At 70.0% G+C, this 24,331-nt stretch carries 30 protein-coding genes and 1 tRNA gene; 18 read left to right on the forward strand and 13 right to left on the reverse strand.

Annotated elements, in window-relative coordinates:
* Positions 1-412: 412 nt before the first annotated feature.
* Together ACFUNE_RS00005 and ACFUNE_RS00010 are read right to left on the reverse strand one after the other, a co-directional pair.
* Positions 413-700, reverse strand: coding sequence for a hypothetical protein (locus ACFUNE_RS00005; RefSeq protein WP_383560372.1), 288 nt, complete (start codon positions 698-700; stop codon positions 413-415).
* Positions 697-1,167: an NUDIX hydrolase gene (locus tag ACFUNE_RS00010; protein WP_383560375.1), complete on the reverse strand. Its 471-nt coding sequence runs from the start codon at positions 1,165-1,167 to the stop codon at positions 697-699. Before ACFUNE_RS00010 ends, ACFUNE_RS00005 begins: the two co-directional genes overlap by 4 nt.
* An 18-nt stretch (positions 1,168-1,185) precedes the next feature.
* On the opposite strand from ACFUNE_RS00010, the gene ACFUNE_RS00015 reads away from it, so the two are divergent.
* The 13 genes from ACFUNE_RS00015 to ACFUNE_RS00075 all read left to right on the forward strand — a co-directional run bounded on the left by ACFUNE_RS00015 (position 1,186) and on the right by ACFUNE_RS00075 (position 9,154).
* Entirely contained in the window at positions 1,186-1,965 is a 780-nt protein-coding gene (locus ACFUNE_RS00015) for a GntR family transcriptional regulator (RefSeq protein WP_383560378.1), read from the forward strand.
* Positions 1,966-2,104: 139 nt separating this feature from the next.
* Positions 2,105-2,458 (forward strand): hypothetical protein, encoded by a 354-nt coding sequence (locus ACFUNE_RS00020; RefSeq protein ID WP_383560381.1) that lies wholly within the window; start codon positions 2,105-2,107, stop codon positions 2,456-2,458.
* 2 nt (positions 2,459-2,460) lie between these two features.
* Positions 2,461-3,816, forward strand: a complete 1,356-nt coding sequence (locus ACFUNE_RS00025; RefSeq protein ID WP_383560383.1) for an FtsK/SpoIIIE domain-containing protein — start codon at positions 2,461-2,463, stop codon at positions 3,814-3,816.
* 84 nt (positions 3,817-3,900) lie between these two features.
* Positions 3,901-4,086 (forward strand): hypothetical protein, encoded by a 186-nt coding sequence (locus ACFUNE_RS00030; protein ID WP_030876218.1) that lies wholly within the window; start codon positions 3,901-3,903, stop codon positions 4,084-4,086.
* The gene (locus ACFUNE_RS00035; protein WP_383560385.1) at positions 4,086-4,775 is read left to right on the forward strand and encodes a DUF2637 domain-containing protein; all 690 of its coding nucleotides are present in this window, start codon (positions 4,086-4,088) and stop codon (positions 4,773-4,775) included. Before ACFUNE_RS00030 ends, ACFUNE_RS00035 begins: the two co-directional genes overlap by 1 nt.
* 21 nt (positions 4,776-4,796) lie before the next feature.
* Positions 4,797-4,988, forward strand: a complete 192-nt coding sequence (locus ACFUNE_RS00040) for a mobile element transfer protein (protein WP_030876212.1) — start codon at positions 4,797-4,799, stop codon at positions 4,986-4,988.
* An 11-nt stretch (positions 4,989-4,999) separates the two neighbouring features.
* Positions 5,000-5,155, forward strand: coding sequence for a hypothetical protein (locus ACFUNE_RS00045; protein WP_106972736.1), 156 nt, complete (start codon positions 5,000-5,002; stop codon positions 5,153-5,155).
* A 23-nt stretch (positions 5,156-5,178) separates the two neighbouring features.
* Positions 5,179-5,499 carry a SpdD-like protein gene (locus ACFUNE_RS00050; RefSeq protein ID WP_383560389.1) on the forward strand — a complete coding sequence of 107 codons (321 nt, stop codon included), beginning with the start codon at positions 5,179-5,181 and terminating at the stop codon, positions 5,497-5,499.
* An 89-nt stretch (positions 5,500-5,588) separates the two neighbouring features.
* Positions 5,589-6,140: a GGDEF domain-containing protein gene (locus ACFUNE_RS00055; RefSeq protein WP_383560392.1), complete on the forward strand. Its 552-nt coding sequence runs from the start codon at positions 5,589-5,591 to the stop codon at positions 6,138-6,140.
* Positions 6,141-6,235: 95 nt separating this feature from the next.
* Positions 6,236-6,430: a hypothetical protein gene (locus tag ACFUNE_RS00060; protein ID WP_383560395.1), complete on the forward strand. Its 195-nt coding sequence runs from the start codon at positions 6,236-6,238 to the stop codon at positions 6,428-6,430.
* Positions 6,427-7,809: a replication initiator protein RepSA gene (gene repSA / locus ACFUNE_RS00065; RefSeq protein ID WP_383560397.1), complete on the forward strand. Its 1,383-nt coding sequence runs from the start codon at positions 6,427-6,429 to the stop codon at positions 7,807-7,809. The genes ACFUNE_RS00060 and repSA overlap by 4 nt, the downstream gene beginning before the upstream one ends.
* The gene (locus ACFUNE_RS00070; protein ID WP_383560400.1) at positions 7,806-8,018 is read left to right on the forward strand and encodes an excisionase family DNA-binding protein; all 213 of its coding nucleotides are present in this window, start codon (positions 7,806-7,808) and stop codon (positions 8,016-8,018) included. The genes repSA and ACFUNE_RS00070 overlap by 4 nt, the downstream gene beginning before the upstream one ends.
* Positions 8,018-9,154, forward strand: a complete 1,137-nt coding sequence (locus ACFUNE_RS00075; RefSeq protein WP_383560402.1) for a tyrosine-type recombinase/integrase — start codon at positions 8,018-8,020, stop codon at positions 9,152-9,154. Before ACFUNE_RS00070 ends, ACFUNE_RS00075 begins: the two co-directional genes overlap by 1 nt.
* Positions 9,155-9,254: 100 nt before the next feature.
* Here the strand turns inward: ACFUNE_RS00075 and ACFUNE_RS00080 are convergent.
* A tRNA-Val gene (locus ACFUNE_RS00080) sits at positions 9,255-9,329 on the reverse strand.
* Between the two features lie 195 nt (positions 9,330-9,524).
* Between ACFUNE_RS00080 and ACFUNE_RS00085 the strand changes: the two genes are divergently transcribed.
* The 4 genes from ACFUNE_RS00085 to ACFUNE_RS00100 all read left to right on the forward strand — a co-directional run bounded on the left by ACFUNE_RS00085 (position 9,525) and on the right by ACFUNE_RS00100 (position 12,846).
* A complete protein-coding gene (locus ACFUNE_RS00085; RefSeq protein WP_383560405.1) occupies positions 9,525-10,298 on the forward strand; it encodes a DUF4097 family beta strand repeat-containing protein in 774 nt (257 codons plus the stop codon).
* A 70-nt stretch (positions 10,299-10,368) separates the two neighbouring features.
* Positions 10,369-11,736, forward strand: coding sequence for a hypothetical protein (locus tag ACFUNE_RS00090; protein ID WP_383560408.1), 1,368 nt, complete (start codon positions 10,369-10,371; stop codon positions 11,734-11,736).
* Between the two features lie 282 nt (positions 11,737-12,018).
* Positions 12,019-12,606, forward strand: coding sequence for a DUF4383 domain-containing protein (locus tag ACFUNE_RS00095; RefSeq protein WP_383560412.1), 588 nt, complete (start codon positions 12,019-12,021; stop codon positions 12,604-12,606).
* A gap of 9 nt (positions 12,607-12,615) precedes the next feature.
* Positions 12,616-12,846, forward strand: a complete 231-nt coding sequence (locus ACFUNE_RS00100; RefSeq protein WP_383560415.1) for a zinc ribbon domain-containing protein — start codon at positions 12,616-12,618, stop codon at positions 12,844-12,846.
* Between the two features lie 100 nt (positions 12,847-12,946).
* Here the strand turns inward: ACFUNE_RS00100 and ACFUNE_RS00105 are convergent, their stop codons facing one another.
* The 4 genes from ACFUNE_RS00105 to ACFUNE_RS00120 all read right to left on the reverse strand — a co-directional run bounded on the left by ACFUNE_RS00105 (position 12,947) and on the right by ACFUNE_RS00120 (position 18,455).
* Positions 12,947-13,606, reverse strand: coding sequence for an O-methyltransferase (locus tag ACFUNE_RS00105; protein WP_383560418.1), 660 nt, complete (start codon positions 13,604-13,606; stop codon positions 12,947-12,949).
* A 57-nt stretch (positions 13,607-13,663) separates the two neighbouring features.
* Positions 13,664-14,563 carry an HAD family hydrolase gene (locus ACFUNE_RS00110; protein ID WP_383560421.1) on the reverse strand — a complete coding sequence of 300 codons (900 nt, stop codon included), beginning with the start codon at positions 14,561-14,563 and terminating at the stop codon, positions 13,664-13,666.
* Positions 14,564-14,631: 68 nt separating this feature from the next.
* Entirely contained in the window at positions 14,632-17,256 is a 2,625-nt protein-coding gene (locus tag ACFUNE_RS00115) for a phosphoribosyltransferase (RefSeq protein WP_383560424.1), read from the reverse strand.
* A gap of 38 nt (positions 17,257-17,294) precedes the next feature.
* Positions 17,295-18,455, reverse strand: coding sequence for an HpcH/HpaI aldolase/citrate lyase family protein (locus tag ACFUNE_RS00120; RefSeq protein WP_383560426.1), 1,161 nt, complete (start codon positions 18,453-18,455; stop codon positions 17,295-17,297).
* Between the two features lie 212 nt (positions 18,456-18,667).
* Here ACFUNE_RS00120 and ACFUNE_RS00125 point away from each other — a divergent pair, with 212 nt between their 5' ends.
* Complete coding sequence (locus ACFUNE_RS00125) at positions 18,668-19,537, forward strand: TerD family protein (RefSeq protein ID WP_383560429.1); 870 nt, start codon at positions 18,668-18,670, stop codon at positions 19,535-19,537.
* A gap of 33 nt (positions 19,538-19,570) precedes the next feature.
* Here ACFUNE_RS00125 and ACFUNE_RS00130 read toward each other — a convergent pair whose 3' ends face one another.
* The 6 genes from ACFUNE_RS00130 to ACFUNE_RS00155 all read right to left on the reverse strand — a co-directional run bounded on the left by ACFUNE_RS00130 (position 19,571) and on the right by ACFUNE_RS00155 (position 24,272).
* Positions 19,571-20,305, reverse strand: a complete 735-nt coding sequence (locus ACFUNE_RS00130; RefSeq protein ID WP_383560432.1) for a Tellurium resistance — start codon at positions 20,303-20,305, stop codon at positions 19,571-19,573.
* Positions 20,306-20,466: 161 nt separating this feature from the next.
* Positions 20,467-21,618 carry a DUF475 domain-containing protein gene (locus tag ACFUNE_RS00135; protein WP_383560435.1) on the reverse strand — a complete coding sequence of 384 codons (1,152 nt, stop codon included), beginning with the start codon at positions 21,616-21,618 and terminating at the stop codon, positions 20,467-20,469.
* Positions 21,619-21,689: 71 nt separating this feature from the next.
* Positions 21,690-22,265, reverse strand: a complete 576-nt coding sequence (locus ACFUNE_RS00140; RefSeq protein WP_383560437.1) for a TerD family protein — start codon at positions 22,263-22,265, stop codon at positions 21,690-21,692.
* 152 nt (positions 22,266-22,417) lie between these two features.
* Complete coding sequence (locus ACFUNE_RS00145; protein ID WP_124276684.1) at positions 22,418-22,993, reverse strand: TerD family protein; 576 nt, start codon at positions 22,991-22,993, stop codon at positions 22,418-22,420.
* A 216-nt stretch (positions 22,994-23,209) separates the two neighbouring features.
* On the reverse strand, positions 23,210-23,668 hold the full coding sequence (locus tag ACFUNE_RS00150) for a peroxiredoxin (RefSeq protein WP_383560441.1): 459 nt from the start codon (positions 23,666-23,668) through the stop codon (positions 23,210-23,212).
* A 166-nt stretch (positions 23,669-23,834) separates the two neighbouring features.
* The gene (locus tag ACFUNE_RS00155; RefSeq protein WP_383560443.1) at positions 23,835-24,272 is read right to left on the reverse strand and encodes a DUF3052 domain-containing protein; all 438 of its coding nucleotides are present in this window, start codon (positions 24,270-24,272) and stop codon (positions 23,835-23,837) included.
* Between the last annotated feature and the right edge of the window lie 59 nt (positions 24,273-24,331).

Here is a 24,331-nt window from a genome sequence, read left to right on the forward strand (position 1 = left end):
TGGTTCAGGGCGTCAAGGTGGAGCGCGCCACTGTACGAACGACCTTGACGCCCTGAACCACGACTGCTCGGCTCTGCCTGGGTCGAAGGTGGTCGGGATGGGAGCCCCCACAACGCTCACCACGCTCCGGCCGGCACCCGCGAACGGCGCCCCTCCCATCCCGGAGTCTGAGCGCCCCCGCCGGAGGCATGTCCTTGAAGCCGCGGGCTTTGGTCTCGTCTCATGCCCTCGGGCCTACACAGCGGGCGCGCGTCGGCGGCGGCAGCGCCGAGCGGGCCGGAGGCAGGAGCGCGGGCGCAGCCAGAGCCGGGAAGCGCGCCCGGCGGAGCGGAGCGCAGCCGGGTGCCTTGATGAAGTAGAGAAAGTCTTACCGCGCTGCTTAGCGGCTCACGCAGACCAGAGTGACTGAGGCTCAGGCTCCGTCAGAATCGCTTGGCTTCTGGTGCCCGCACTCCAGCCTCTTGCCGTTGGCGTCGACCACCTCGTAGTCGAGAATCATGTTGTAAGGGTCGCCGTCCTCGTAGAGCCACACCGTGATGAGACCTCCCGCGATGACCACCGAGAACTGCACGTTGCCGTCGCTCAACGGCACCACTTCGAAGGCGTCTGCGGGCTTCATCCAGAAGTCTTCGCCATACGGCTCGACGAACAGGCAAACTTCCGTGTCGCCGGCGTTCTGCACGGGCAGTCTGTTCTTCACGCGTTCCAGCCAGCGAGGTGCTTGCCATCGTGGCTCCGCACGTGGGGGCCGGCCCCGTCCAGGGCATCAAGCAGGCGGATCGCGTAGACCTCGGACATGCGCTCGGTGATCTGCTCCGGCGTGAGCCAGTCAACCGCGGTGGACTCGGATGACGTGCGCTCGGTGCCCCCGGAAGGCTTGCAACGGAAGACCATGGCGACGATGCCCCTGGCGGTGTTCTTGTAGACGCCTGTGAGCTCGTCGACCTCGACGTGAATGCCGGTCTCTTCCCAGACCTCGCGGCTGACGCCCTGCTCCGGGGACTCCTCCAGTTCCAGCACTCCGCCCGGCAGCTCCCATGTCCCGTTGTCCGCGCGGCGGATCGCCAGGAGTCGGCCGTCCTCGCGCACGACAGCCCCCGCCACGGACACACTGTGCTTCGGCGTTGACGGGGCTTCTTGGGCGCTGTTACTCATGTACAGGAGCATAGGAGAGTGAGTAGGTCGATGGGAACAGCAGTAGGAGGTGGCAGGGCCGTACCTCGGTACGTTCAGATCGCCGACGAGATCGTTCAGCAGATCCGGTCAGGTGTCCTCAAGCCTGGTGACATGGTGCCGAGCGAGTCCGAGTTGGTCGACCGCTACGGCGTATCCGGCGGCACGATCCGCAAGGCCATGGTGGAGGTCCGCGCGAGTGGCCTGGTCGAGACCCGGCACGGCAAGGGGTCCTTGGTGAAGGCTCGGCCTCCGGTACGGCATCGGTCTTCGGACCGCTTCCGGCGCTCGCACCGCAAGGGTGGCAAGGCCGCCTACCTCGCGGAGTCCGAGCAGGCCGGCGCGACCGCCAAGGTGAGCGTCTTGTTCATCGGCCCGGCCGACGCGCCCGACGACGTCGCGGAACGCCTTGGCGTGGACCCCGGAGCCAAGGTGCTGGCCCGCCGCCGCCTCTACTTCCGCAACGGCACCCCGGTCGAGACTGCTACGTCCTACCTGCCGTGGGACGTTGTGAAGGACATCCCGGAGCTGTTCTCCGAGAACCCCGGCCCCGGTGGGATCTATGCCCGACTTGAAGACGACGGCCATGTCTTCGCGGAGTTTGTCGAGACTCTCCAGGCGCGGCCGGCCTCGAAGGCGGAGTCCTCCGAACTCGCTTTGAGCCCCGGCTCCCCGGTCGTTCACCTCATCCGAGATGCCGTGACCGAAGAGGGCCGCGTGGTCGAGGTCTGCGACACCCTCATGGCTGCTGACCAGTTCGTCTTCAGCTACAGGATCCCCGCCGCCGACTGACGCGACCTCAACTCACTTCAACCCGCTGCGATTTCTTCTTCGTAGCGGGTTGACTCATGTACAGGAGTGCTGCACTCTTCTTCATGTCACTCATGTACATGAGTGACGGAGTTGAGCACCTACAGAGGAGTGATCTGCTGTGCGTCAGATTCCCGTCGACACCACGAACGCGACCGTGATGGTCGCCAAGGCTCCCCAGCAGAAGGTCAAGGACCGCCGTACCGGTGAGGTCGCGCTCGACAAGGACGGCGTCATGCTGATGACGGTGGAGGTCATGTTCTCCACACCGGACGAGGTGGAGATCCTCAAGCTCACCGTTCCCCAGCCGGGCGTCTCCGAGGACCTGGCCATGGGCACCCCGGTCGCGCTGACGGGGCTGGTCGCCTCGGCGTGGGAGAACGAGTTCAACGGGCAGAAGCGGCACGGGATCGCCTTCCGCGCGGTCGCGGTCACCTCGCTCGCCAACGCTGCGTCGGCCTCGAAGGCGGCCTGATCATGACCGGCTTCACGGTCGCCCTGGTGCTGGTTGTCGCTGCCGCAGTGATCCTGCGGTGGCGGCGCCCCGCCTGGTACTGGTTGGCCTTCGGCGCGGCCCTCGCCGCTGTGCGGGTCCTGGTCCGCTACGTCTCGGTGATGGACGCGTGCGGGCTGACCGTCCCGCCCTCCCGCTGGCGCCTGGCGTTAGCCCGGATGACCAACCGGCCCGTGCCGGAGTCCCGAGCCCCTCGCATCCTGCGAGTCCACCCCACCCGCACCGGCCTGGTGCTCCGCCTCAAGCTCCGCCCGGGACAGGACGCCTTCGACGTCTCCGCCGCCTCGGACCGGCTGCGGCACTCGTTCGGCATGTACGGCGTGACTTCCCGCGAACTGCGCTCCGGCGTCGTCGAAGTACGTATGACCGGCTACGACGTCCTCGAGCGGGTGCAGATGCCCGTCAAGACCGATCCGGCGCCGATGCGGGTCCCGGTCGCCCTGCGTGAGGACGGTGCTGTCCACTACCGCGACTACCGTGCCGTGCCGCACGGGCTCACCCTCGGTGCCACTGAGTCGGGGAAGTCCGTCTATCAGCGCAATCTGGTGGCCGGCCTCGCACCGATGGACGTTGCGCTGGTCGGGATCGACTGCAAGCAGGGCGTCGAGCTCTTCCCGCTGGCCCGCCGGTTCTCCGCCCTCGCTGACAACCCCGACACCGCCTTGGACCTCCTCGATGCGCTCGTCTCGCACATGGAGGACGTCTACCAACTGATCCGGGCCGAGCAGCGGATCACGGTGAACGTGCCGGATGCGGAGATCGCCGCTGACATCTGGGACCTGCCCGACCACCTGCGCCCGGTCCCGGTCGTGGTCCTGGTGGACGAGGTCGCCGAACTCGCCCTCTTCGCCACTAAGGACGAGGAGAAGCGACGGGACCGGATCATCACCGCGCTGGTCCGGCTCGCTCAGCTCGGCCGGGCTGCGGGGATCTACCTGGAGATCTGTGGGCAGCGCTTCGGCTCCGAACTCGGCAAGGGCATCACTATGCTCCGCGCCCAGCTCACCGGACGCACCGCACACCGCGTGAATGACGAGTCCTCCGCCAACATGGCCTTCGGCGACATCGCCCCCGACGCCGTCCTCGCCGCTATCCAGATTCCCACCGAGACGCCCGGCATCGCCGTGACCGGTGATTCCTCCGGTGGTTGGGCCCGCATTCGCGCCCCGCACACCTCGCTCCGTACGGCCGTGAACATCTGCAACCGGCACGCCGACCGCACCCCGGACCTGCCCGTCCTCGCACCCTTCCGGCCCGTCGTCGGCTCCCTGGCTCCGGCCTCCGAGCCACTCACCAAGGCTGCCCCCGCCACCGCCTGACTCCGTCCCGCACCTCGGTTGGCGTGACCGCATCGCGCCAGGTCCCTACCCGCTCCATGCCTCAAGGAAGGGAGAGCGACTCCCATGTGTGAGCACATCGAGGACTTCCACCGCACCGTCCTGATGCTCGGCGCCCTGGCCCTGTACGCCGAGATCCCCGGCGCCGATGACGACTTCATCGACACCATCGGCCCGTCCCTGGCCGTATCGCTCCCGGAGCCGCCGCCGGGCATGTTCCCGCCCGGCTACGACCCCATCGGCGGCGTCTGATGGCCCGGCCCGCGTTCCGCGTGGACGCCGTCCTGGTCCAGGCCGTCATCGCCGGTGCCCTGTCCTTCGCCCACCTCCACGACCTCGCCGCCGCCGCCGGACAGGACGGCTGGAAAGCCTGGGCCTACCCGATCTCGGTGGACCTGCTCCTGGTCGCTGCCTGGCGGCGCCTGCGCAGTGAGGGACCGTCCCGGCTGGCCTGGTGCTGGTTCCTCATCGCGCTGTTCGCCTCGCTAGGTGCCAACGTCGCGACCGCCGGATTCCTCGACCTCGCCCACCCGCCGGCCTGGCTGCGATTCGGCATCGCGGGATGGCCCGCCCTCGCCTTCCTCGGCGGCACCCTCCTCGCCCACTCCCACACCACCGAGGATCTGGAGACGGAGACGGAGACGGTTTCGCCGGCACCCGCAGTCCCGGACCCCGTGACAGCAGTCGAGCGGGAATCGACCCCCGATCCGGCACCGGAGCCCGCGCCCATCGCCGCGGCTGCCGAGGACATCCCGGCACTCGCCCCCGCTCCCACCGCCCCGGCTGGTCCGCCGGTCCCGGCCGCGCTGGTCGACCACGCCCGCAAGCTCGCCGACGACCACCAAGCCCGCACCGGTGCCCGGATCGACACCGACACCCTGCGCGCCCGCCTCGGCGTCCCACCGGAGCTCGCCGAGACCATCGCCGCCCAACTCGCCTGACCAGAAGGGAGAACCACCGCCATGCCCGCTCGTGACCACTTCCACTCCGTGATGCGGATCGGCCCCGTGCAGATCGGCACCCACCGCGACCGCCACGGCCACACCAAACACGCCGCCGTCTGCAGCGCTGACCGCTGCGGCTGGTCCGCCGACTACTCCAGCCAGAGCGCCGCCCAGCTCGCCGCCCGCACCCACCGCTGCACCGCCCGATAGGAGACCGACCCGTGGATGTCCCGCTCTGGCTCGCCCTGATCGTCGTCGGCGCTCTCGGCATCAAGCTCATCCGCCCGCCGCTGTGGCTGGTCGCCGTCCTGCTCCTGGGCGGCTACCTCCTGGCGGACAGCTTCCTCGCCCCCGCCATCGACAGCGTCACCAAGTAACCGTCCACGAAGGGAGATCCACCATGTTCAAGCCGAAGGTCCCCGCCATGCCCCAGCCCACCGGCATCACAACCCCGCTGGCCGTCGTCGAGCCGACCGCCGTGGTCCAGCGCACCCCGCAGAGCCCTCCGCCGCTGGCTGCCCAGCCCACTACGAATCGGCCGACCGTCCAGCTCACGCCCGGCTCCGTCCTCGCCCTCGTGGGTGGTGGGGCGGCTGTCGTCCTGGTCGTCGGTGCGGTCCTGGTCTCGATGCTCCTCGCGGTGGCCATCACCGGCGCATCCGTCGCCATCTGCGCCCTGGTCATCCGCTCGCTCATCGCCTCCGACAACCAGCACCGCTGAGCGGCCTCCGGGCGGTGTCACAAGCCGCCAAGCATCGCCGCTGCCCGGACGGCCCACGCACTCCCTTCCAACCGCATCGAAGGAGAACCGTGGACACGCAAGCGCTCGCCCTCGCCTTACCGCTCATCGGCTGGGCCTCCCACACCGCCCTGCTCACCCACCGGCTCGCCACCGCCCGCCGGGATCCCCTCACCGGCCTGCGCACCCGCGCCGGATGGACCGCCCTCGCCGAGCGCATCATCCGCCGGCACCGGGACGCCATGGTCCTGCTGCTCGACCTCGACGACTTCAAGAACCTCAACGACTCCCACGGCCACGCCGCCGGGGACTTCGCCCTGGTCGTCACCGCCGAACGCCTCGCCGCCTGGTGCGGCCGCAACGGCATCGCCGGACGCCTCGGCGGAGACGAATTCGTCGCCATCGCCCGCCAGGCCCCAGACCTGGAGAGCCTCCAAGCCGCCCTGAACCAGCCCGTGGCCTACGCCGGACACCGGCTTCCGGTCTTCGTGTCCGTCGGCTCCTGCCACGTGAAAGACCTGCCGGTTCGCAGCCTCTCCGACGCGCTCGCCACCGCCGACAGTGCGATGTACACGGCCAAGGGAACCTCCGGCCGACGCGGCCCCCGCACGCTCAACCGCTGATCTCGACCGGCCTCCGGACGGCGCACAAGCCGCCAAGCATCGCCGCCGCCCGGACGGTCCGGCCCCTTCCAACCGCAATCGAAAGGACCACCATCATGACCCAGCACACCCCTGCCCCGACGCGCATCTGCCCGGACTGCGACGGCTTCCCCGCCGTCGCCATCGACACCGGCACCCTCCTCGACGACGGGACCCGCGCCACCCTCCTGGTCACCTGCCGCCGCTGCCACGGCACCGGTACGACCCTCACTGCGGCTCCGGCTCCGGTCGTCCAGCGGGAGCACGCGTGACGGACACGATCCTCACGGGTCTGGACCCGGCCACCCTCGGCGACCTGCTGCGGGTGGCCGGGTCCACCGGCTTCGACCGCTGGCAGGACCAGATCCGCCGCACCGGCGGCTGCTCCAACCCCATCCACCTCTCCGGCTGGACCCTCACCAAGGACCGCACCACCGGCCAGACCCTGCACCACTACTCCACCGACACCGAGCCCGGCGGACGGCTCCGCGTCGCCTGCGGCAACCGCCGCGCCTCCCGCTGCCCGGCCTGCGCCTGGACCTACTCCGCCGACACCTACCACCTCATCCGCGCCGGACTCGCGGGCGACCAGAACAAGGACGTCCCCACAACCGTCCGCGACCACCCCCGCGTCTTCGCCACACTCACCGCCCCGTCCTTCGGCCCCGTCCACAACCGCCCCGACACCGGCCGCTGCCGCTGCGGCACCACCCACCGCCGCGACGACGACACCCTCGGCACGCCGCTCGACGCCGACTCCTACGACTACGCGGGGGCGGTCCTCTTCAACAACCACGCCGGGAATCTGTGGCAGCGCTTCACCAACCGGCTCCGCCGCGAGATCGCCGCCCGCGCCGGCCTCACCCAACGCGAACTCAAAGAAACCGCACGGATCTCGTATGGCAAGGTCGCCGAGTTCCAGAAGCGCGGCGCCGTCCACTTCCACGCCGTCATCCGCCTCGACGGCCCGGACGGACCCGACAGCCCGCCACCCTCCTGGGCCTCCGTGCAGCTGCTCGACGACTCCATCCGCGCTGCCGTCGCGCACTCGTACACGACCATCACTGTCCCGGCCGCCGCCGGCCAACCCACCCGCCCGCTCCGCTGGGGCACCCAGCTCGACATCCGCCCCATCCGCGCCTTCGACGCCGGGACCGACATCACCGAACAGGCCGTCGCCTCCTACGTCGCCAAGTACGCCACCAAAGCCGCCGAGACGACCGGCACCATCGACCGCCGCGTCGGCAACCGCGAAGCCCTGGTCCTCCTCGACGTCCCCGACCACCCGCGCCGCCTCATCGAAGCCTGCTTCGACCTCGACCCGCTCTACCCCGACCGGCGGCTGAGGGCCTGGGCTCACATGCTCGGCTTCCGCGGCCACTTCTCCTCCAAGTCCCGCCGCTACTCCACCACCCTCGGCGCACTCCGCCAGATCCGCGCCGACTACCGCGCCGCCCAACAACGCGAAGAAATCGGTCTACCCGAGCCGGACCAGGACCCCACCGTCCTCGTCCTCACCGACTGGCAGTACGCCGGACAAGGCCACAGCCCCGGCGAATCGATCCTCGCCGCCTCGATCGCCAGAGACCTGCAACTCAACCGCGAAACCGCACGCGAAGCCCTCGCCCTGGAAGGAGACATGGCCGCATGACTGACCGACTGCTCACGGTGGAGGAGTCCGCGCAACTCCTCGGTACAACCGCTCGCTTTCCTCGACGCCTGATCGCCGAACGGCGGATCGTGTTCGTGAAGGTGGGGCGCCATGTCCGCATCCCTCAGAGCGCGTTGGCTGACTTCATCTCGGCCAACACCGTCCAGCCCATCGTCACAAGCCGGCGGCGGTTCGGGGTGGTGGCCTGATGGCGAACCAGAGGGGCAAGCGACGCCGGTTCGGTTCGGTCCGCAAGCTGCCATCCGGCCGCTTTCAGGCCCGGTATCCCGGCCCGGACGGTCTGATGCGTTCGGCGCCGGAGACCTTCCCCACTCAGACCGACGCTGATCGGTGGCTCGTCCGCAAGGAAGCGGAGATCCTCGACGGCCGGTGGAAGAACCCGGACGACAAGGTCCTCTTCGGGGTCTACGCCGACGCCTGGTTCAAGGAGCGCGACTACGCGGCGACCACCCGCGAACGCAACGGCAGCGCGCTACGCCTCCACATCCTGCCGTCCTTCGCCAACGTGGTCCTGAGCGAGATCACGACACCGCAGATCCGCCGCTGGCGTGCCGGCCTCCTGGAGTCCGGTGTCGGTGAGCCGACGGTCGCCAAGGCCTATCAGATCCTCCGCGCCATCATGAACACCGCGGTCGACGACGAACTGATCCAGCGCAACCCCTGCCGTATCAAGGGCGCTGGGGCGGCCAGGACAGCCGAGCGGCCGTTCCTCGATGTCGCAGAGGTCTTCCAGCTCGCCGACGCCGTGCCGGCGCGCTTCCGGGTGTTCATCCTTCTGGCGGCCTTCACCGGCCTCCGCTTCGGGGAGCTCGCCGCGCTCCAGCGCCATGACGTCGACCTCGAGCGGCGGACCGTCGCCGTACGGCGTGCCCTGGCCGAGACTCGGACGGACGGCATCCTGGTCAAGGCGCCCAAGAGTGCGGCCGGTGTGCGGACCGTCGCCTTCCCGGCCTCGCTGACGGAGAGCCTGGCTGCTCACCTCACTGCCTATGCCGAGCCGGGTCGCACCGGGCTGCTCTTCACGGGAGCGAGGGGCGGACAGCTTCGCCGGAACAACTTCCGCCGTCTGTGGCTGCGGGCGCTGGAGATGACTGGCCTGGGAGACGTCCACTTCCACGATCTGCGCCATACCGGGAACACCCTCGCCGCGACCGGCGGTGCGACCACCCGTGAGTTGATGCAGCGGATGGGCCACTCGTCGGTGCGTGCCGCGCTGATCTATCAGCACCTGGTGAACGGCCGTGACCACGCAATCGCCGCTCACGTCGACGAGCAGATCAGAAAGGCCCGGCCGGCAGAGCCCGGCGACGCATCTGGCACGTGACTGGCACGACGCCTCTCCCCCGTCCCCGCGGCTGAGGAACGAATAAGGCCCAGGCTCCCGGTTCTGTACCGGTGACCTGGGCCTTCGTCGTGCTTCCTGCTGGTGGGCGCGGACGGTTTCGAACCGCCGACATCTGCTTTGTAAGAGCAGCGCTCTACCCCTGAGCTACGCACCCGTGGATGAGGCAACAGGTTACATGGCTGACAGCCCCCCGCGGCAATCCGGTCGGCCACCCCGCCGTTCCCCCGGGGCGGGGCGGGATACGGGGGATATCCCCACCCCGGAGACGGTAGCCGTCCGGATCGTCCCGGGGGTGGGTGCGTACATACGGTGGAGCCACATCGGCAGCGCTCTCAGGGGGACTCGAATCATGACCATCCGTACACGACGCACCGACGCCCTCGTGGCCGCTGCAGGGACCGTGCTTCTCGTGGCCGCGCTCAGCGGCTGTGGCAGTGCGGACGCGGAGGACGCCCCCGCCGAGCACAAGTCGTTCGCCTTCAGTGGGGAGGCGCTCACCATCGACGCCGAGAACTCGACCCTGGACCTCGTGCCCGCCGACGTGGAGCAGATCGAGGTGACCCGCCGGGTCGACGGGTGGGTCGTGCTGGGTGATGGGCCTGACCCGGTGTGGAGGCTCGAGGGGGACGAGCTGACGCTCAAGGTGAAGTGCCACGCGGTGATCAGCAACTGCGAGGCGCATCACGAGGTGAAGGTGCCCCGCGGGCTGGCCCTGACCGTGGACGGGGACAACGGGAAGGTCACCGCCTCCGGCTTCACCACCCCGCTCGACATCTCCGCCGCCAACGGCGGGGTCAGTGTGCGTGACGTCTCCGGGCCGCTGAAGCTGAGCGCCGACAACGGCACGATCGAGGCGGAGCGGGTGTCGGGGAGCTCTGTGACCGCCCGATCGGACAACGGGTCGGTTCGGCTCGGATTCACCCGGGTCCCCGATCTGGTGGACACCGTCAGTGACAACGGGAGCATTTCGATCGACCTGCCGGGCGGGAGGAGCACGTACGCGGTGTCCGCGCAGGCCGACAACGGTGACGTCTCCGTCGACGTACCCCGCAGCGCAGACAGCGCGCACGTGGTGAAGGCACGCAGCGACAACGGCGAAGTCACTGTCCGAAGTGCGAACTAACCGGCCCGTGCGTTCGTCCTAACTGGTGCGAGAATGAACCGGGCAGGGCGAATCGGCACGGGAGAGGGATGTGACGGCGACACACACGCGGCCGCAGGCGAAAGCGGGTGTTGGTTCCGCCGTCAGGGACGTCCTGGTGCTGATGCTTCTGCCCGTCCCACTGATCGTCGCGGCGCTGCCGGGTGCCTTCGCGGGCGGGGGCACCCGCCGCTGGTTCGGGGGCCGTGGGGAGAATCAGCGGGCCGACGCCCAGGCGGCGAAGGACGCAGCGGCTGAGGCCTTCTACGAGCTGGACACCGCTCAGCGCGACCTCCAGATCTCGATCGAGACGATCACCGCCGTGGACAGTTCGCCACGCGCCCGCAAGGTGGCCGAGGACTTCGCGGCACTGGGCCGGCGGATCGACGAGGTCAGCCACGAGTACATCACCGCGGTCGACGCCCACGACCTCGACCGTGACGACCTGGAGCCCTCGACGGCGGCCGGTGCACGGACCCAGCTGACCCGGGCCAAGGACGAGCTCGTCCGGGTGAAGGGTGAGCTCGACCGGTTCGCCCAGGGGCTCGGGACGCTGCTCAGTAGCGCGGAGACCCAGCTGGCACGGCTCGCCCCGGCGGTGGAGCGGGCCCGTCAGGCGTTGCTCGCCGCGAGCAACGCCCTCGACGCGGTGCGCGCCTCCGGGCTCCGCGCGGACGATCTCGCGGCCCGCCTCGCGGCTCTGGCCCCCGAGCTGACCAAGCTCAACCAGGGTGCGGGGCGGCACGGCGTGGCCGAGACGCTCCAGCGCGCGGATCAGGTGCTGCGGGACGCCGAAGCCGTGCGGGCGGAGGCGGACCGGCTTCCCGAACGGGCCGCCGAGATCGACCGCAGGCTGGTGTCACTGCGCACCCGGGCCCAGGCGCTCACGACGCGCGCCGGGCAGGTCGAGCCGGTGCTCAGCGAGCTCCGGCGGCGCTTCTCGGCCGCCTGCTGGCAGGACCTGCAGCCGGTTCCCGAGCAGGCGGCGGTGAACGTCCGGCAGGCCGAGGCGAAGCTGGCCGAGGCCGCCGGGGCACGGTCCGAGCAGCGCTGGGCCGACGCGACGTCCCTGTTGAGCACGGTCCGGGCGCTGCTCAACACGACCGATGAGGCGGTGTCCGCCGCCGGGGACCGGCTGCAGCGGCTCGACGCCGTGGCGAAGAACCCGCAGGCGGAGATCGACCGCACCCGCTTCGCGATCCGGGACGCCCAGCGCCTCGCCATGGCCGGGCGCAACACGCCCGATCCGCGCCATGCCCGCCCGCTTGACGACGCCGTGGCGCGGCTGGACCGTGCGATCGCGGGGCTCGATGGGCGCCATCCCGACTACTGGCACTTCCTCACCGAGACCGAAGCGGTCCGCCGGACGGCGAACCGCGTGGTCTCCGCGATCCGCGAGGATCTGGGCGGCGGCTCCTGAGCCCGCCCCAGGTGGTGGCTGAGCCCCCACCGGGGGATGCGCACGGCCCACGCGGAGACGCGTGGCGCCCGGCCCAGGGCTGCTCCGGCTCCGGCTCCGGCTCCGGCCGGCTGAGGCCGGTCGGCCGGAGCCGCACTGTCGGGGCCACGCGGGCCGGAGCCACGCGGTCGAGGGCTTCCGGGAAGGGTGGAGTTGTCCCCGGCAGCCGGTGGGCCGATCCTGGTAGTACGCAGCGGCTTCCGCTGACGCGTCCCTGGCCGCCTGCGGCCGAAGGAGGCCGTCATGGCCACACACGTCCTGCACCCCACCGGCCGGCGCGGCCGGCCCACCCCCCGCAAGGGGACTGCCCTGGACGAGCACCTGCCCGTCGACCACCGCCTCAGCAAGGTCTACCGGGTGGGCGCGGGACTCATGGGCCTGCTGCTCGTCGCCTTCGGCATCCTCGGGCTCATCGACCGTATCGGCTTCTTCGACACCGGCGGCGACACGGTGGGGGGTCTCAACACCAACGGTGCGCTGAGCATCCTGTCCATCTGCGTCGGGCTGCTGCTGTTCGTCGGGATGGTCGTCGGAGGCAACTTCGCCTCGACCCTGAACATGGTCCTGGGCATCGCGTTCATCCTCAGCGGGTTCGTGAATCTGGCACTGCTGGACACCGGTATGAACTTCCTGGCCTTCCAGATGCAGAACGTGCTGTTCAGCTTCGTGGCCGGGCTGTTGCTGATGATGTTCGGCATGTACGGAAGGGTCAGTGGTGGGCTGCCCCACGACAATCCGTACTGGCGGGCCCGCCATCCCGAGCAGGTCGCCGTGGAAGAACGACGGGAGTACCCCCCGATGCCCGAGGTCACGAGGGGGAAGAAGCTCTAATCTGGGGCCATGCCTCGTTACGAGTACCGCTGCCGCTCCTGCGGCGAGACGTTCGAAATCAGCCGCCCCATGGCCGAGTCCTCCGCTCCCGCCTCCTGCCCCGCCGGGCACGAGGACACCGTGAAGCTGCTCTCCACCGTGGCGGTGGGCGGCTCGGCCTCCTCGGCGTCCTCCGCCGCTCCCGCACCGTCGTCGGGCGGCGGTGGCGGCGGATGCTGCGGTGGCGGCTGCTGCGGCTGAGCTGCCGCCCCACCGGGCAGTCGCCCCACCGTCGCCGCGTCCGGCCGCCCTCACGGGCGGCCGGACCCACGGGCGGCCGGACCCACGTGCGGCTGTCCGGTCACTTCCGGCGTGAGAGCGCCAGCCCGTCCGCCACGGTCAGTAGCACGCTGTCCATCCGGGAGTCGGCGGCCACGTGGTCGTTGAACCCCCTGATCGCCGCCGCGCCCCCGGTGGCCAGCGGATCCGTGACGCCCCCGTGGAAGAGGACGTTGTCGGTGACGACGAGCCCTCCGGGACGCATGCGCGGGACCAGCTCCTCCCAGTACGCGATGTAGCTCTCCTTGTCCGCGTCCAGGTAGGCCATGTCGATGTGCGGCTCGGCCGGCATCGCGCGCAGGGTGTCCAGCGCGGGCGCGATCCGCAGGTCGATCCGGTCGGCGACGCCCGCCTTCTTCCAGGCCTCCCGGCCGTACGCCGTCCACTCCTCGGAGATGTCGCAGGCGATCAGCACCCCGTCCGCGGGCAGCGCCTGGGCCATCGCCAGCGCCGAGAAACCGGTGAAGGTGCCGACCTCCACGATGTGCCGGGCCCGCGTCAGCCGGACGAGGAAGGCGAGCAGCGGCCCCTGCTCCTGGGCGGACTGCATGCCCGCCTGGCCGGGGAGTTCGGCGTAGGTGGTCTCCACGAGCTCGCGCTGCACGGCGTCCAGCGGTGGGTTGTGCGCCAGCGTGTACGCGTACAGCTCATCGGTGATCTTGGTGGTGTTGCCCCTGGTCATACGGTCCCCTTCGGTCGCTGCGGCCCGTACAGCTTGCCGAAGATCGCTCGCGCGGGCTCAGCGACCCGCCCGCCGAGGGTCGGCTGCGCGCAGGAAGCGGCGCAGGATCTCCTCGCCGGCGGCGCCGCCCTGCTCCCTGAGCACCTCGGTGTTGGGTGCGCCCCAGCCGCAGTCGGCCAACTCGCCGTGTCCCGGGCGCCATGCCTTGTGGGCGGCGAGCAGCAGGTCCGCGTCCAGGAGGGAGTCACCGGCGGCGAGCGTCAGCGTGGCACCGCAGCGGCGTGCCACCTCCCGCATCGCGGCGCTCTTGGTGAGCGGCTTGGGTACGGCGTAGATCTTCCGGCCCTGGAGGGAGACGGTCCAGCCCCGTGGGTCGGCCCAGGCGGACAGCTCCTTCACCCAGCCTTCGGGAAGCGCCGCCCGGTCGACGACGAGGTAGGCGAAGAGGTCTTCGGCCACCCGTTCCTTGAGCAGCCAGGAGGGGTCGCCGACGGCCTGGAGGTGGGCGCGGACCTCGGCGAGGGACGCGCATTCGTCGGCGATCCGGCCGGTCACCTGTGCCTGCCAGTCCGGGTCGGAGACACCGTCGACCAGGATGTGTCCGCCGTTCGCGCAGATGGCGTACCTGGGGGCCGGGCCGGGCAGGTGGATGCGGCCGTACTGCTCCCGGGTCCGGGTGGTGGTCGGGACGAAGACCGTGGTGCGGGCCAGTTCGTCGAGCAGCGCGGCGGCGGTCTCCGTCATGTAGCAGAGGGGTGCCCGGCCGTAGACCTCCACGCAGAGCAGGCGCGGGGCCTGTTCGTCGGGCATGGTCAGCTGGAGGGACGCCGCCGAGTAGATGAGGGTGCGGTCGAGGTCGCTGGCCACCAGCGTCACCGGCCCGGTCGCGGGAGCGGTCGCCAGCGTCACCGGCCCGGTCGCGGGAGCGGTCACCTCCGCGTTCCCGGAGGCCGTCACCGGTGGGCTCCCGGCGGTGCTGCCAACGGCGTCCAAGGGATCGCCGGAGGGCGTGCTCAAGGTTTCGCTCACTTCGCCGTCACCGCCGTGCCGTCCGCGCCGGTGGCACCACGGGTGTACTTGGGGTGGATCAACCCGACACAGGTGTAAGGGAGTTCCCCGACCTCCTCGACCGGCACGCCGCGCTGTTCGGCGAGCAGCCGCACGTGGTCGAGGTCGGCGCCCGCCCCCCGCTTGGCCAGGATCTTCCAGGGAACACGGCGCAGCAGCACCCGGGTCGTCTCACCGACACCGGGCTTGACCAGGTTGACGTCGTGGATGCCGTACTCCTCACTGATGCGCTCGACCGCGGCCCAGCCCTCCCAGGTGGGAGCGCGGTCCGCGGCGAGCAGTTCCTTCGCCTCGGCGTCCACGGCCTCGACCACCTCGTCGAAGCGAGCGGCGACGGTGTCGAGGAACAGGCCGGAGACGTCGGAGCCGACGAGTTCGCGGTAGAACTTCGCGCCGTGGAAGTCGTGCGGGCCGACCAGGTCGGAGCGCAGGACCGTGCGGGAGATCAGCCCGGACACCGTGGAGTTGAGGCAGGCGGACGGGATGAGGAAGTCCTCGCGGGTCCCGTAGGTCCGTACGCAGCCGCCCGGGTCGGCCAGTACGGCGATCTCCGGGTTGAACCCCTCGAACTCCTCCAGGGCGGCCGCGAGTTCACGAGTGATGGCACCCTTCCCGGTCCAGCCGTCCACGAAGACGACGTCTGCCGGGTCATGGTGGGCGGCCAGCCAGCGCAGGGAGTTGGCGTCGATGCCGCGGCCCCGCACGATGGAGACCGCGTAGTGCGGCAGGTCGATGCCGTGCCGGTGCTCGGCCCATCGGCGCATGAGGACCCCGACGGGGGTGCCGGCCCGGGCGAGGGAGACCAGGACGGGGCGTGGCCCCCGTTCGGCGAGGACGGTCTCGGTGACCGTGCCCACGGCACGGGCGATACGGGCCGCCGAGGAGTCGAGGGCCGCCTTGAACAGCTCCTGGTACTGCGGGCTGGGCTGGTACTCGACCGGCAGCGATTCGGCGTAGTGCGCGCCGCCGCTCTGGATCGCCTCCTCCCGCTCCTCGGTGGGGGCTTCCAGGGGTGTGTCCGAGAGGTCCTGGAGCAGCCAGCCGACGTCGTCCGCCGCGTAGGAGGAGAAGGCGGGACCCCGGAGGGGTTCGGGCAGCATGGCGGCTTCCTGCCTGTCGAAGGTCGGTGACGGGACCGTGGCGGAGGCCGGTGACGAGCTCCTGTCGGAGGCCGGGGTGGAGAGCCTGGCGGAGGCCGGGAGCCCGGCCCTGCCGGTGGTCCGCGACGGGACGTACGAGGGGACGACCGCGAGCAGCACCCGGCCGGTGTGCTCGGCGAGGCGGGCCAGCAGTCCGTCGGGCGCGTGCAGCGCCGGAGTGTCCGCGGCGGAGTCGACGACGGCGACGACGGCGTCGAAGCCCGCGCCCGCGACGTTGTAGGCGTACCGGTCGCCCGGCCCGTCGGCCGGGTCGTCGTGGGCGGGGAAGACGAGTCGGCTGCGTATCGCGTAACCGGGGTCGTCGACGGCGAGCACGGGCGAGCGGGTGGTGGTGGAGTAGCGCACCTCCGCCGTGGTGGCGTCCTCCAGCGCGGTGCCGAGGCGCAGAGGCGCGTACATCAGCTCCTCGAAGCCGAGGACGAGCACGCTGCGGGCGTCACCCAGGGCGTCCGCGATACGCCCGGCCATGACCGGGAGGGCGGCCTCCAGAGCGGCGCGGTGGACGGGCGTGAAGCCGTGGCGTCCGCCGTCGGGGACGCCGGCCGGCCAGTCGAGTGCCACGCGGGTGGGGGCGGACCGCGGCGCGGGGGACCCAGCCGTCGCGCCGCCCGCGTCGCCCGCACCGCCGACCTCGCGCGCACCGGACGCCCCGGACGCACCGGACGCACCGGACGACCTCGAAGCGTCGTGCGCGTCGTGCGCGGCCACCAGGCTCCGGCCCTTCTCCAGGACCCCGGCCGGCAGGCGTACGGTGCCTCGCGCGCGGGCGACCAGGTCGACGCGCGCGCCGATCTCCTCGGCGAACTCCGCGAGACGCCCCTGGTCGGCCTCGGACCGCATGTCCACCAGGGCGACGATGACGTACCGGTCCCTGGGGTAGCGCACGTGGAGGGCCCGGATGGTGTTGAGCACCGTGTTGCCGGTGGAGAACTCGTCGTCGACCAGGACCAGCGGCGCCCCCTCACCGCCGGCGTCCAGCAGGTCCGGGTCCTCGGGCAGCAGCAGGTGGGAGGTGGCGTGGGAGTGCGCCTCCTCGAAGCCGCCCGCCTGGGCGACGCCGTCCACGGGACGCCGGGTCGAGTGGAGGTACGGAGCGACCCCGAGGCCGTCCGCGACGGCGTGGCCGAGCCCGGTCGCCGTCTCCGCGTACCCGAGGACGACCGCTCGGCGCGCCTCCGCCTCGCCGAGCAGGTCACGCACCCGTTCGCCGAGCTCGTAGCCCACGCCGTGGACGACCGACGGCCGCTGCGGCACGTGCTTGCCCAGGACGTTCGACACGAGCAGATGGGCGCGCTTCGGGTTGCGGCGCAGGGCGAGGCCCAGCAGCTCCCGGAGTTCCCCGTCCCCGACGAGCTCGACCCCGAGCCTCCCGGCGACCCAGTTACCCGACCACTCCACGTCCACTGCCTCTTCTTCCGTCATGTGCTCGTGTGCTCGCCCGTTCCCGCCCATGCCCGCGCTCAGCCCGCCACTCCGGCGGCCAGCAGCTCCACGAAGCCGACGTCCTCGCGTGCCACGCCGAAGACCTCCGCCCGCTGCAGGGTCCGCTCCGCCCAGGCCCGGTGCGGTTTCACTTCGTTCATCTTGTTCGTGTACGCGGAACGCAGCACTCCGCCGCCGCCCCGCTCGGGCCGCAGGATGTCCTGCGCGTCGCTGTACTCCTCGTGGCTGACGACCGACAGCGCGTGCACGGGCAGGACGTGGGACGGGTGGATGCAGGTCTTGCCGAGCAGCCCGTTGGCCCGGTCGAGCTCGATCTCGCGCAGCAGCCCGTCCAGGTCGTGCTCGATGAGGGCGGTGCGCAGCTCCTCGGCCTGCCCCACGAAGGGGCTGCGGCGCAGCTGGGGCTTGAACATCCGCTCCTGAAGTCGGAAGTACTCCCACACGGGCCCGGTGATCGTGAAACCGGTGCCGTCGGCCCGGCCGAGCACATTGACGACGTCGCCGATGACGGCGCCGACGATCTGGACGTCGTACGCCGTCATGTCGGGTGCCCGGCGCAGGCCGTAGGCGGAGCAGAAGTCCGTCACGCCGAGCCGGAGCGCCAGGATCCGCTCGCGGTACTTGTCGACGGTGCGGGCGATTCCCCGGAGGGTGTCGCCCCGGGTCTCCAGGTGCAGCAGCTCGGGCGATTCGAGGACGGGCATGGCGAACAGCCGGTGCCCGCTGTACGCCTCGGCCTCGGTGAGGGCCTCCAGGAAGAGCTCGCCACGCTCTTCGGTGAATTTCGGAAGTACGAATCCGGACAACAATCGGACAGAGCTTCCGAGCCGCCGCGCCAGGTCCGAAATCTGCTCCGGTTCACGGACCCTGATGAAGAGCAGCGGCACGTCGGCAGCCCGCTTCTCAAGATCGGCGAACTGCTGCACCAGGTTGGCCTCGGCGCCGACCACTTCGGCGTCGTCGATGGAATCCTCCAGGCAGAGCACCATGGAGACGACTCCCAGCCCTGCCTGCTTGACCACGTCGTCGGCCAGTCTGGGCCGGGTGGCGGGGCTGTAGAGCGTGGCGCCCAGGGCCGCGGACAGCATGCGGGACGAGGAACCCGCGTCGAATTCGCACGGCTCCCTGAAGAACAGGCTCTCCCGGACAGCGGGCGAGATGTGCCCGAAATGACGCATGTGATTCCCCCGTACTGCCATAGAGACCGGACAAACGTATGGCCGGTAATAGTACGTTCGGCGAGGTGTCGTCGGTTCCCCAGCCGTATGAACTTCGGGTGTCCCCGGCGTATCCCGTACCCCGTACGGCGCGCCTGCGCGCCTCTCGCGAACGGCGCCTGGCCTACTGGTTCGTACCCCCGCGTTGTCCGGACGCCCCACCAGCAGGCAGGATGACCGCCATGACGCACGCGATGCTGAAGGGCTCGAACGTCCCTCTCGATGCCACGGCCGTCCGGGCGGTGCTGCGCTGGACCCCGGGCGCCGGTGTCCCGGATGTGGACGCCTCCGCCCTGCTGATCGGCTCCGACGGACGGGTGCGCTCCGACGAGGACTTCGTCTTCTACAACCAGCCCCGGCACCCTTCGGGCCTCGTCCGGCGCCTGCCCAAGCGCAGTGCGCCCGAGGGACTCACGGACACGATCGAGGCGGACCTCTCCGCGCTCGACCCCTCCGTGGATCAGGTGGTCATCGCCGCGTCCTGCGACGAGGCGGCGTTCGAGCGTGTGACGGACCTGCGGATATCGCTGTACGACGCCGCGGCCGCCGGGAGCGAGCCGCTCGCGGTCTTCGACGTGCGGGCGGAGACCGGCGAGGAGACCGCGGTCATCTGCGGCGAGCTGTACCGGCGCGGTGACGGCTGGAAGTTCCGGGCGGTGGCGCAGGGCTACCCGACGGGTCTCGTCGGGCTGGCCACGGCCTTCGGGATCTCGGTGGACGAGGCGGAGGCCGCGTCCGAGCCCGGCCCGGCGGCCGTGCCCGACACCCAGGCCACGGTCCAGCACCAGCAGCTCGCGCCCGACTCCCAGGCCACCGTCCAGCACCAGCAGCCCGCCTACGGCTACCCGCAGCCGTCTGCGGCACCCCAGCCGTCCTACGGCTACCCGCAGCCCACCTCGGCTCCGCAGCCCGCTTACGGCTATCCGCAGCCCGCGGCGGCCCAGCCCGCGTACGGCTACCCGCAGCCCGCCGCGGCGGCGGCGCACGCCCCCGACCCGAATTTCGTGCTCCCCCCGCAGGGCCCGCAGTTCCTCCGCCCGTGAGCCGGGGACGCGGTCGCGCTTCCCGGAGCGCACTCAGGCCCGCGTCTTGTAGCCGCGTCCCCACTGCATGCCGAAGCCGTACATCCGGTCCAGCTCCGACTGGAAGCCGTACACGAACTTCACCTCGCGCCGCACGATCAGTTCGCCCTTGACGTTCTCCACCGTGAAAACCGCGCACGAGCGGGCCTGCGGGGCCCGTTCGTCCAGCTCGATCTCGATGCGCGGGCCGTTGCCCGGGTAGAGCGTCACCTTGGCGTGCGTGCGGTCGAAGGCCGGGGTCTGGTCGTAGATGTATACGAAGAACAGCAGGCGCTTGATCTCGTCGCGCTTGTCGAGGTTCACGTAGACGGTCTCACCCGACGGGGCCCCGAACCGGTCGTCCCCGCTGAGCCTGACGTACGGCGCCGCGTTCAGGTCGCCGATGAGGTTGCCCAGCGGCTGCACCACGCCCTTGGTCCCGTCCGCCAGCTCGTACATGCAGCCCAGGTCCAGGTCGACGTTGACCATGCCCTGGGTGTGCGCCTGGACCACGTCGGGCTGGAAGAGCTTCAGCGGACGCAGCAGCCGGCCGCCCTGTCGCGACCTGCCGCCGATGTCCGACGTACGCATCCGCCACGACAGGTTGACGCGCAGGTTGCCGGACAGCGCGCCCTGCTTGTTCAGCGAGACCGTGGCATTGCGCTTGGAGAGCACGATCGAGTTCGTCGCGGAGTTACCCGACTCGAACTGCGACGCCCGCCGCGGAAACAGGCCGTCCCAGAAGGCCATCCCAACCCCCACATGTATCGGTAGTACCGCCGACCCCGCCCATACGGCCCCACAGGCCCCGCACGTCACTGCGGGGCGGCCACCGGGCCGGGTCCGGGTGTCACCCGAGAACGCCGGCATGGGCCGCCCCGCAGAGAGAGCGTTCCTCAATCCCTACCGGGTCACACCCCGGAGGAGACTTCCGCCTTGGAATCCGAGCCGCCGCCGCTGTCGCCGCCGGCCGCCTCGATCGCCTTGTTGCGCCGCACCGAGGACCAGAAGGACCAGCCGATCAGGACGACGCCGACGAGACCGGTGATGATCTCGTTGATCTCGTACTGGATGGTGACGAGCAGGATGACCGACAGGGCGCCGATCGCGTAGTGCGCGCCGTGCTCGAGGTAGACGTAGTCGTCCAGCGTGCCCTGACGGACCAGGTAGACCGTGAGCGAACGGACGTACATGGCGCCGATACCGAGGCCGAGCGCCATCAGCACGATCTCGTTGGTGATGGCGAAGGCGCCGATGACACCGTCGAACGAGAAGGACGCGTCGAGGACCTCGAGGTAGAGGAACATGAAGAACGCGGCCTTGCCGGCGAGGACGACCCCGGAGACCGACTTGCCGGCCTTCCTGGCCTCTTCCTCGGCCTCCTGCTCGCGCTCCTCCTCCTCCTCGAGCTTGTTCTCGAAGAATCCGGAGAGACCGCCGACCACGAGGTAGGTGATCAGACCGGCGATGCCGGAGAGCATGACGGTCGACGCCTTGTCGGCGTGACCCCCACCGTGCTGGTGCGCGTGGGTCGCGAACGTCATGGCCGAGACGAGCAGGACGATCAGCGCGACGCAGACCGACAGCATGTCGACCTTGCCGAGCTTGGCGAGCGGACGCTCGATCCAGCGCAGCCACTGGATGTCACGGTCCTCGAAGATGAAGTCGAGGAAGATCATGAGCAGGAACATGCCACCGAAGGCGGCGATGGACGGATGGGCGTCCGTCACGAGTTCCTTGTACCTGTCGGGGTCGTTGAACGAGAGGTCGATGGCCTCGATCGGCCCCAGCTGAGCGCTGATGGCCACGATCACGACGGGGAACACCAGCCGCATACCGAAGACCGCGATGAGAACGCCGACGGTGAGGAAGATCTTCTGCCAGAAGGCACTCATCTTCTTCAGGATTCCGGCGTTGATCACCGCGTTGTCGAAGGACAGCGAGATCTCCAGGATCGACAGGATCGCGACGACGCCGAATGCCTGCCACCCCCCGTAGAACACCGCTGCGACCAGGCCGAGCGCGGTAACCGCGAACGACCAGCCGAAGGTTTTCAGAAGCACTGGCTACCCCATCGTGTAAGTAACGGGTCTCCCCCGGTTGAGTACGGGGCTCCCCCGCGCCGTGCGCGGCTTTACGAAACGTTGACCCCGAAGTCTAGAGCGATGCCCCGGAGCCCTGACGCGTACCCCTGCCCGACTGCACGGAATTTCCACTCCCCGCCATAGCGGTAGAGCTCGCCGAAGATCATTGCCGTCTCCGTCGAGGCGTCCTCCGTGAGGTCGTACCGCGCCAGCTCCTGACCGTCCGCCTGGTTCACCACGCGGATGAAGGCATTGCTGACCTGACCGAATGTCTGCCCACGATTGTCGGCATCATGGATCGAGACCGGGAAAAGAATCTTGTCGCAGTGCGCCGGGACCTCTGTGAGGTTGACGATGACGGACTCGTCGTCGCCGTCGCCCTCCCCCGTGAGGTTGTCCCCGGTGTGCTCGACGGAGCCGTCGGGGCTGGTGAGGTTGTTGTAGAACACGAACCACTCGTCGCCGAGGACCCGTCCCGACTGGCACAGCAGTGCGCTGGCGTCGAGGTCGAAGTCGGCTCCCGTCGTGGATCGTGCGTCCCAGCCGAGCCCGACCAGCACCTGCGTGAGGTTGGGTGCGGCCTTGGAGAGGGAGACATTGCCTCCCTTGGCGAGCGTGACGCCCATGGTGTGTCCTCCCCGAGTCGATGGACGGTCTTTCCGGCCCGGCACGGGCGCCTGACGGACGCGGGGCGCTCTGCCGAGCGCGTCCGGCGCCGCACATGTGCGGCGCCGGACGCGATGGAGCTTGAGGTGTCCGGAGGCTTCTCCGGACCGGCTCAGACGTTGACGCCGAAGTCCTGCGCGATGCCGCGCAGACCCGAGGCATACCCCTGGCCGATGGCACGGAACTTCCACTCGGCGCCGTTGCGGTAGAGCTCGCCGAAGACCATGGCGGTCTCCGTCGAGGCGTCCTCGCTCAGGTCGTAGCGCGCGAGCTCGCTGTTGTCCGCCTGGTTCACCACGCGGATGTACGCGTTGCGCACCTGGCCGAAGCTCTGCTGACGGCTCTCGGCCTCGTAGATCGAGACCGGGAAGACGATCTTGTCGACGTCGGCCGGGACGCCGGCCAGGTTGACCTTGATGACCTCGTCGTCGCCCTCGCCCTCACCGGTGAGGTTGTCACCGGTGTGCTCGACCGAGCCGTCGGGGCTCTTGAGGTTGTTGAAGAAGACGAAATTCCCGTCGCTGCCGACCTTGCCCTCGGCGTTCGTCAGCAGTGCGCTGGCGTCGAGGTCGAAGTCACCGCCGGTGGTCGTACGGGCATCCCAGCCCAGACCGACGATCACCGCGGTCAGGTTCGGCGCGGCCTTGGTCAGCGAGACGTTGCCGCCCTTGCTGAGGCTGACTCCCACGAGTCCTCCAAAAGTTTTGAGAGGGCCGGCAGACACCAGCGCCCCCGTCGTGCGTGGCATCGGATCAACGATTGGATCCTAGTGACCGGTTCCCGGCCAAAACAGGCTTTTGGCCGGTCGCCGCCAGGAGATCCCCGGATACGGCACGTCACAAACCCCGGATCCCGCTCGTCACGGGCCCGGACTCGGCGCGGGCCGGTCCCCGGGAGCCCCGGATCAGATCGAGTCGAGCGCCTTGACGTAGTCGTTCAGGTCACGCGCGTCCGGCAGGCCGTTGACGACGGTCCACCGGACCACGCCCTGCTTGTCGATGATGAACGTGCCGCGCACCGCGCAGCCCTTGTCCTCGTCGAAGACGCCGTACGCACGCGAGGCTGCGCCGTGCGGCCAGAAGTCCGAGAGCAGCGGGTACTCGAGGCCCTCCTGCTCGGCGAAGACGCGCAGGGTGTGGATCGAGTCGTTGGAGACGGCGAGCAGCTGGGTGTCGTCGTTCTCGAACTTCGGGAGCTCGTCGCGGAGCGCGCACAGCTCGCCCGTGCAGACGCCGGTGAAGGCGAAGGGGTAGAAGAGCAGCACCACGTTCTTCTCGCCCCGGAAGTCGGAGAGCCTCACGGTCCGCCCGTGGTTGTCCTTCAGCTCGAAATCCGGAGCCTGCGTGCCGACCTCGATCGCCATGTGAAACGCGTCCCTTCGCAAACGTCGTACTTCCCCGGCCTGGGCCGTCCGGGTGACACCCACCCTACGCAGCGTCCCCCGCCGACCCGGGGCAGGCCCGCGGGGGAACGTACGAAGGCCCCCGGCGGCGTGGTGCCGTCGGGGGCCTCGGGTGATGAAAGAGCACTCAGCGCTTGGCCGGGGCCCCCTTGGGGGTGACCAGACGGCTGCCCGTCCAGTCCTTGCCCGCACTGATGCTCTTGGTCTGGGCAAGACCAGCTGTCTGGGCAGCCTCGTTGATGTCGCTCGGCTCGACGTATCCGTCTCGGCCGGTTTTGGGCGTCATCAGCCAGACCGCCCCACCGTCCTCGATCAGACCAATGGCATCCACCAGCGCGTCCGTAAGGTCGCCGTCCTCGTCGCGGAACCACAGCAGGACGACGTCAGCGACGTCGTCGTAGTCCTCGTCGACGAGTTCCTGGCCGATTGTGGCCTCAATGCCCTCACGGAGCTCCTGCTCGACGTCGTCGTCGTAGCCGATCTCCTGGACCACCTGTCCGGGTTCGAACCCAAGCCTTACGGCCGTGTTGGTCCGTTCCTCCGCGTGGTCCGCGGTCGCGCTCACGGGTTGCCTCCTGATCATGTTTCGGAAAATGCTTCAGCCACGCGCGTGCGCGGGGCATT

Origin of the sequence: Streptomyces sp. NPDC057287, from assembly GCF_042667905.1 — a bacterium.
In the GTDB taxonomy this organism is placed as follows: domain Bacteria; phylum Actinomycetota; class Actinomycetes; order Streptomycetales; family Streptomycetaceae; genus Streptomyces.

What these genes read in the sequence shown, in the direction of transcription:
- ACFUNE_RS00010 (WP_383560375.1), bottom strand. Translation starts at nt 1,167, where the DNA reads ATGCTCCTGTACATGAGTAACAGCGCCCAAGAAGCCCCGTCAACGCCG.
- ACFUNE_RS00015 (WP_383560378.1), top strand. Translation starts at nt 1,186, where the DNA reads ATGGGAACAGCAGTAGGAGGTGGCAGGGCCGTACCTCGGTACGTTCAG.
- ACFUNE_RS00025 (WP_383560383.1), top strand. Translation starts at nt 2,461, where the DNA reads ATGACCGGCTTCACGGTCGCCCTGGTGCTGGTTGTCGCTGCCGCAGTG.
- ACFUNE_RS00030 (WP_030876218.1), top strand. Translation starts at nt 3,901, where the DNA reads ATGTGTGAGCACATCGAGGACTTCCACCGCACCGTCCTGATGCTCGGC.
- ACFUNE_RS00035 (WP_383560385.1), top strand. Translation starts at nt 4,086, where the DNA reads ATGGCCCGGCCCGCGTTCCGCGTGGACGCCGTCCTGGTCCAGGCCGTC.
- ACFUNE_RS00040 (WP_030876212.1), top strand. Translation starts at nt 4,797, where the DNA reads ATGCCCGCTCGTGACCACTTCCACTCCGTGATGCGGATCGGCCCCGTG.
- ACFUNE_RS00050 (WP_383560389.1), top strand. Translation starts at nt 5,179, where the DNA reads ATGTTCAAGCCGAAGGTCCCCGCCATGCCCCAGCCCACCGGCATCACA.
- ACFUNE_RS00060 (WP_383560395.1), top strand. Translation starts at nt 6,236, where the DNA reads ATGACCCAGCACACCCCTGCCCCGACGCGCATCTGCCCGGACTGCGAC.
- ACFUNE_RS00070 (WP_383560400.1), top strand. Translation starts at nt 7,806, where the DNA reads ATGACTGACCGACTGCTCACGGTGGAGGAGTCCGCGCAACTCCTCGGT.
- ACFUNE_RS00075 (WP_383560402.1), top strand. Translation starts at nt 8,018, where the DNA reads ATGGCGAACCAGAGGGGCAAGCGACGCCGGTTCGGTTCGGTCCGCAAG.
- ACFUNE_RS00085 (WP_383560405.1), top strand. Translation starts at nt 9,525, where the DNA reads ATGACCATCCGTACACGACGCACCGACGCCCTCGTGGCCGCTGCAGGG.
- ACFUNE_RS00095 (WP_383560412.1), top strand. Translation starts at nt 12,019, where the DNA reads ATGGCCACACACGTCCTGCACCCCACCGGCCGGCGCGGCCGGCCCACC.
- ACFUNE_RS00100 (WP_383560415.1), top strand. Translation starts at nt 12,616, where the DNA reads ATGCCTCGTTACGAGTACCGCTGCCGCTCCTGCGGCGAGACGTTCGAA.
- ACFUNE_RS00105 (WP_383560418.1), bottom strand. Translation starts at nt 13,606, where the DNA reads ATGACCAGGGGCAACACCACCAAGATCACCGATGAGCTGTACGCGTAC.
- ACFUNE_RS00115 (WP_383560424.1), bottom strand. Translation starts at nt 17,256, where the DNA reads ATGACGGAAGAAGAGGCAGTGGACGTGGAGTGGTCGGGTAACTGGGTC.
- ACFUNE_RS00120 (WP_383560426.1), bottom strand. Translation starts at nt 18,455, where the DNA reads ATGCGTCATTTCGGGCACATCTCGCCCGCTGTCCGGGAGAGCCTGTTC.
- ACFUNE_RS00125 (WP_383560429.1), top strand. Translation starts at nt 18,668, where the DNA reads ATGACCGCCATGACGCACGCGATGCTGAAGGGCTCGAACGTCCCTCTC.
- ACFUNE_RS00130 (WP_383560432.1), bottom strand. Translation starts at nt 20,305, where the DNA reads ATGGCCTTCTGGGACGGCCTGTTTCCGCGGCGGGCGTCGCAGTTCGAG.
- ACFUNE_RS00140 (WP_383560437.1), bottom strand. Translation starts at nt 22,265, where the DNA reads ATGGGCGTCACGCTCGCCAAGGGAGGCAATGTCTCCCTCTCCAAGGCC.
- ACFUNE_RS00150 (WP_383560441.1), bottom strand. Translation starts at nt 23,668, where the DNA reads ATGGCGATCGAGGTCGGCACGCAGGCTCCGGATTTCGAGCTGAAGGAC.